Below are 2,861 nucleotides of genomic sequence, written 5' to 3'. Positions count from 1 at the left end.
GGTACGCAGCCCGCACACCCCAGCCCCCGAAAGTGCGACACCACCCCGGCTACCAGGCAACTTGCCCGCTGACAGGCTTTTCGGACGCCCTCTAATCGACCAGCACCTCGAAGAATCCGCTACTACGAGCAGGCTGGTCCTATGCCTGGACCGCCCCGGACCCCGGCGGCTACCGCGACTACTGTAACCAGCCGAGGCCGCCAACCGGCTCGCGTCCATCTGCGACGCCCACCACGCCGGCCTCACACCCGCCGAGATCTGGTCTTGGTGCTCAGTCCGCTGGTTGTGGAGGGGTCCCCGATGCGCAACCAGGGGGATCACTCGTCAGACATGCCATTGATAGGTCGGCGCGGATGGCGGCGCTCCAGTCGCCGTCGCAGGTCACTGCGTCGAAGATCGATCTGGTGGACGGGTTCGGCGCCCAGCCTGTGATTCGGTAGGTGCGCGATGGCACCGGTCGTGACCGACGGTCTGTACTGACGACGCTCCGGTCGGCTGAGCGGAGCTTCTCGGCTCCCGTCAGGCGGGCGCCGGTACCCGGCCCCGCTGTACGATCATCATGGCCATGTCGTCGTTGAGCAGCCCGCCCGCGTACGCCCGAACGTCGGCGGTGATCTCCCGCAGGAGCGGCCCTGGGGCGCGTTCGGCCCACCTCTGTACGCGTTCGGCGAGCGGATAGAAGGTTCCCTCGCTGTCGCGCGTCTCTGTGACGCCGTCGGTGTAGAGCAGGATCCTGTCCCCGTCCTGGAAGGGGAAGGTCGCCGCCGTGTACACGGTCTCCGAGGTGGCGCCGAGGCCGAGTGGTGGGGCGGGTCGGGCCACATGGAGAGTGGTGGCGGTCTCGGCCGCACGGCGCAGCAGCAGGGGCGACGGATGCCCGCAGCTGATCATGTGGACCACGGGTTCGTCGTCCGGGATGTCGAGCACCATGGCGGTCACGAAGCGTTCGGCGGCGTCGGGGTCGGATTCCGAGAACTCCGCGAGGCCCCAGGAGACCGCGTCCTCCACGTAGGCGACCAGTTCCGTCAGCGGGAGTTGACGGTGGGCCGCGGCACGGAAGGCGCCCAGCACGATCGCCGTGTCGCTGATCGAGGCGAAGCCCTTGCCGCGGACGTCTCCGATGATCAGCCGGGTGGAGTTGGAGGTACGGGCCGCGGCGTAGAGGTCGCCGCCGACGTAGGTGTCGGCATCGGCGCTGTGATACTCCGCCGCGAGCGACACCGCTCCGACCTGCTCCGGGAGCGGGCGCAGGACGACCCGCTGGGCCGTGTCGGAGACGGTCCGCGCCCGGACGAGTTCCCGCTGGTACCGGTCCCGCAGATGGGTGAAGGCGACCAGGAGCACGCAGAGCGCGGTGAGGGAGCCTAGTTGCACCAGCACGTTCTCAGTGCTCAGGACCCGCCGCTCCGCCCCGGCGGCGATCAACGCGGATACGGAGAGAGCACCGATCAGTGCCGTGGGCCGCGGACCGGTGCCGATGGCGGTCACCGCGGTGGCGACGACCAGCAGATGGGCGAGGTGGATGTCCGGCGGAAGGAACGCGTCGGCCACCGGGATGCAGATGATCAGGAGCAGCGGGGTGACCACCCAGAGCGGGCGCGGTGCTGCCCGCCACCAGGCCTGCAGGACCCTGTTCGCCTTCGCGGTGGTCGCAACGCTCACGTCTTGCTCCCGTGCATGGTGCCGGGGATCGCGGCCCGAGGCCGTCGTGCATGAGCCGCATCAGCCACCCGATGGGGCAGTTTCCGTTCTGCCAGAGTGGACGGCTGCGGGCGTGAAGTGCCGTCTCCGTCCCCTGGATCCGCGATCCACGTTGTTTGCGATATCAACCGTGTGAACTACAGGGATATTCCGGATGTTTCACCGTAAGGACGACAAAATCGAACCTCTCGCCCGGATGGCGAGGAGATCCGACGTGTGTGAGCCGGGCAGCTCGCACAGCTGCCCGACTCACTCCATCGTTCCCCTTAACCAGGTCAGCCGCCGACGGGGTACCGGCTGGTGATCGCGACACGGTTGAAGGCGTTCATCACGGTTACCAGCCAGTCGATCGCCGAGACCTCGTCTGCGGTGAGTACGGCCACGGCTGCGTTTAAGTCCTCGTCGCTGACGTGTCCGTCCGGCACACGTGTGATCGCTTCGGTCAGGCGGAGGGCGGCACGGTCGGTCTCGGAGAAGTAGCCGGGTGCTGCGCGCCGCGGTGCTGCCCGCTGCGCGCCCCGGGCTACGACGCCGAATCGTCGATCTTGAGTTTTTCTCCGGTGTTGGAGACGAAGACGACCAGGAGCTTGGCCCGTGTCGTCGGGCTGGTGTTCTCGGTGAGGACGTGGTGGGCGCCCGGCGGCTCGACCCAGTTGTCGCCCTGGTGGTAGGTAGTCGCGGGCTTGCCGTCGAGCTGGCTGCGTACGGTGCCTTCGAGGACGTAGGCGTAGACGAAGGCCTGGCCGTGCCGGTGCGGCATTGCACGTGCGTTGGGCGGGAAGTCGACGATCATCGAGGTGAACGTCTTGCCCTTCACGTTCGGCAGGGCCTGCTGGAGCAGCGGCTTGAGGGTTTCGGTGGGGCGTGTCGATACCATGGCCGCAGGCGATGCCACGGCCGTGGTCGTGCCCTTGGCGTGGGTGGGCTGGTTGGAGGTCGAGCAGGCCGTGGCCGCGGTCGGCGTGGCGACAACCAGGAGGCCGACGGCGGTTCGCGTTCCGATCACGATGGGGTTCCTGATTCAGTCTTCCGTGACGCGGATGACCGTCTTGCCAGGGGTGCGCTGGCCGGGGGCGAAGGCGGAGGGTGCTTCGGCGAGCGGACGCACAGCACCGACGACCGGCTTGAGCCGGCCGTCCCTCAGCCGCGTGGCGAGATCG

General features: G+C 68.2%; 2 protein-coding genes and 1 pseudogene. All 3 read right to left on the bottom strand.

Going from position 1 to position 2,861, the window contains the following annotated elements:
• Positions 1–519 precede the first annotated feature (519 nt).
• Positions 520–1,662: a PP2C family protein-serine/threonine phosphatase gene (locus ACZ60B_RS42795; protein ID WP_469397455.1), complete on the bottom strand. Its 1,143-nt coding sequence runs from the start codon at positions 1,660–1,662 to the stop codon at positions 520–522.
• Between the two features lie 562 nt (positions 1,663–2,224).
• A complete protein-coding gene (locus ACZ60B_RS42790) occupies positions 2,225–2,707 on the bottom strand; it encodes a cupin domain-containing protein (RefSeq protein ID WP_469397453.1) in 483 nt (160 codons plus the stop codon).
• A 15-nt stretch (positions 2,708–2,722) separates the two neighbouring features.
• A pseudogene (locus tag ACZ60B_RS42785) lies at positions 2,723–2,861 on the bottom strand (NADP-dependent oxidoreductase); the annotation flags it as partial.

This window comes from Streptomyces sp. NPDC104096, from assembly GCF_055584385.1.
This window is presented reverse-complemented; position numbering and strand designations above follow the sequence as displayed.